1 protein-coding gene is annotated in these 3,606 nt (G+C 67.9%); it reads left to right on the forward strand.

Annotated features, from left to right (window positions below; genetic code table 11):
• A partial coding sequence (gene recB / locus RUW20_RS10800) for an exodeoxyribonuclease V subunit beta (RefSeq protein WP_313952216.1) occupies positions 1-3,606 on the forward strand: 3,606 nt, incomplete at both ends.

Genomic DNA, 3,606 nt, shown 5'->3' on the forward strand with positions numbered 1-3,606 from the left:
GGAACCGGCAAGACGTGGAACATCTGCGGCCTCTACCTGCGCCTGCTGCTGGAAACAGGCCTGGAAGCGCAACAGATCCTGGTCGTCACCTTCACCAACGCGGCCACCGCCGAGCTCCGGCAACGGATCCGCACGCGAATCGTCGACGTCCTCGCCTGGCTGCAACACGCAACGAGCACCGGCGACCCGTTCATCGCCCGGCTGGTCGCCGCCGTCGAAAGCAACGCCGGCATCGACCGTCAGCGCATGCGCACCCTGCTCGAAGCCGCGCTGCACACTTTCGACGAAGCCGCGGTGTTCACCATTCACGGCTTCTGCCAGCGCGCCCTGGCCGATACGCCGTTTGCCGCCGGCCTGCCGTTTCGCCTCGAACTGCTGCAAGACGACCAGCCGCTGCGGCTCGAGGCCGTCAGCGACTTCTGGCGCCGGCATGTCGCCAGCGAGCGGATTTCGCCGGTGCTCGCCGACTACCTCGTACAGCACCGGGATTCGCCCGAAAAATGGGCCAAGCTGCTCAAACGCCAGATGGCCAAGCCCCGCTCGCGCGTCCTCTGGCCAGATGAAATCGACGGCGCCCAAGCCGAAATCGACAGCGCCTGCCTGGGAGCGGCCTTCGACAAGGCCCGGCAGCTCTGGGCCGGTGACGGCGCCGAGCCAACCGCAGCGCTGCTGGCCGGTCTCGCCGCCCTCAACGCCAACTCCTACAAGCAGGAGTCCGTGCGCACGGCAGCAACTGCCTGGAGCCACTGGCTGGCCAGCGGCGCCCCGCTGAGCGCTCCCGATACCAAGTCGGGCAAGGCGGGTCTATTCACCAGTGGCTGCATCACCGCCAGGACCAAGAAGAAGCAGACGCCACCCACCCACCCCTTCTTCGACGCCGCCGATCAGCTGCTGGCCATGCACACGGCCGTGGCACAAGCGCTGGAGATGGCGCGCCTGCGCCTGCTGCGCAGCCTGTTCGCCGAAGCCGGCGCCGCCATGCGACAGGCCAAGCGCCGGCAGCGCGTGCTGTCCTTCGATGACATGCTGCACAACGTCCACACCGCCCTGACTTCGGGCGATGCGCCCTGGCTGGCTGGCGCCTTGCGCGAGCGCTATCCGGTGGCGCTGATTGACGAATTCCAGGACACCGACCCGCTGCAGTACGCAATTTTCGACTGCATTTATGGCGCCAGCGCCGAGCGGCCGGCGGCGCCGCTGTTCCTGGTCGGCGATCCCAAGCAGGCGATCTACAGCTTTCGCAACGCCGACCTGCACACCTACCTGGCCGCCCGGCGGCAAGTCGATGCGCCGACCACCCTGCGCCACAACCAGCGCTCGACCGCCGGCCTGATCGCTGCCGGCAACGCGCTGTTCACCGTAAATCCCAACGCCTTCATCCTCGCCGGCCTCGACTACCAGCCGGTGAGCCCCGGCGACAAGCCGCGCCAAGCGTTTACCGACCGAAGCGAGGCAGAGTCCGCGGCCTTGCGCATCTGGCAACTGCCCACCGTTGATGGTCAGCACCTGCCGCGCGGCCAGGCCCAGCAAGCGGCGCGGCGCGCCACCGCCGCCGAAGTGGCGCGACTGCTCGGCGAAGCGTCGGCCGACCGGATCAGCATCGGCCAGCGCCCGCTGGCACCGGGCGACATCGCCATCCTGGTCAAGAGCCACAGGCAGGGCCGGATGGTCAAGGACGCCCTGCTACAGGTCGGTGTCGGCAGCGTCGAGCTGTCGCAGCACAGCATTTTCCACACGCCTGACGCCGCGAGTCTGGAACACGTCCTGCTGGCGATCATCGAGCCGGCCCGCCAGTCGCTGCTGAATGGCGCGCTGGCTACCGAGCTGATGGGCTTCGATGCCGCCGCCGTCGCCGCGCTGGCCGACGACGAAACACGGCTGCTGCAGACCATGTCGCGCTTCAGCGGCTACCGCGACACCTGGCTGCGCCGGGGCTTTGGCGTCATGCTCCGGCAATGGATGGACGACGAAACGATCGCCTGCCGCCTGCTCGCACGCAGCGACGGCGAACGGCGGCTGACCAACCTGCTCCATCTCGGCGAACTGCTGCAGCAGGCCAGTGCTGAAAATCCGTCCCCGGATGCGCTGTTGCGCTGGCTGGCCACCCGGCGTGGCGACGATGGCGCCGACGAGGTGGCGCAGTTGCGCCTCGAATCGGACCGCAACCTGGTGCAGATCGTCACTATCCACAAGTCCAAGGGCCTCGAATACGAGGTGGTGTTCTGCCCCTTCCTGTGGGACGGCCACCGTTCCGCTGTCGACGAACTCGAAGGCCGCGAATATCACGACGACGACGGGCAGCCGGTGATCGACTTCCGCCCCGCCAGCGAGGCCGACGATGCGGACGAGATCAAGCGCCGCCGCTTAGAAGAAAAGGACGCCGAGTTCATGCGCCTGCTCTACGTTGCGCTGACCCGCGCGGTGCATCGCTGCTACCTGGTCGCCGGCTGCTATGCCAGCCTGGCGTTCGGGCGGCTTTCGACGACCGCGAGCAAGCGCAGCCTGCTCAACTGGCTGGTCGCCGGCAGGGGCATGAACCACGCCGGCTGGCTCAAGCACACGCTGTCCGAAGCCGAGATCGAAAACGCCTGGCGCGAGCTGGCAGCAGGGGCAAATCCGCATTTGTCGCTGACCGACCTGCCCGACGGAGCAGCGACAGCACTCACCGTCGCCGACGTGGCGGCGGAAACCCTGAACGCGCTTCGCCCACCCGAGCGAATCCCTGCCGGCTGGCGCATCGGCAGCTTCAGCAGCCTGCTGCACGGCGTTGAAAGCGAAACGGCGGCGAGCGATCACGACGGCCGTTCGCTACCGTCACCGATCCCTGGCGGCAGCGGCACCAGCGCCACGCTGCTCCTGGCGGAGATCGCGCCCGACGACATTCTCCGCTTCCCGCGCGGTCCGGCCGCCGGCGATTGCGTGCACGCCCTCTTCGAGCGTATCGACTTTACCGATCCGGGTGGCTGGCCAGACGCCATCGCGCAGGCGCTGGCCACCTGCCCACAGTCGCTGCCCGGCCTGTCGTCGGCGGAATCCGCCACGCGTCTGGCGCGCATGCTGCGCCGCCTGCTCGACGACGTCCTGGCGACCCGACTGCCGGGCGATGTCGTCCTCGCCGCCATCCCGCGCCAGCAACGCCTGGTCGAACTGGGGTTCAACCTGCCGGCAGCAGGAATCACGCCCCAGATGCTCAATGACTGGCTGCACCGGCACGGCTACGCGCTGCCGAGGCTGGGCTTCCAGCCGCTGACCGGCTATCTCAAGGGCTTCATCGACCTGATCTTCTGCCATGCCGACCGCTACTACATCCTCGACTGGAAATCGAACCATCTCGGTTACGCCCCTGCCGACTACCAGCAGCAGCCGCTGGCGACGGCGATGGCCGAGCATGGCTACCATCTGCAGCACCTGCTCTACTGCGTCGCCCTGCACCGCTACCTCGGGCAAAGGCTCGCCGACTACGACTACGGGCGCCATTTCGGGGGCGTGCACTACCTCTTCGTACGCGGCGTCCGCCCGAGCTGGCAGGAGCAGACTGTGGACGGCGAGTCGATCGCCTGCGGCGTCTATCACCATCGGCCGGCGAGAACGACCGTCGACTCGCTC

The organism is Accumulibacter sp. (assembly GCF_032229525.1).
GTDB lineage: Bacteria > Pseudomonadota > Gammaproteobacteria > Burkholderiales > Rhodocyclaceae > Accumulibacter.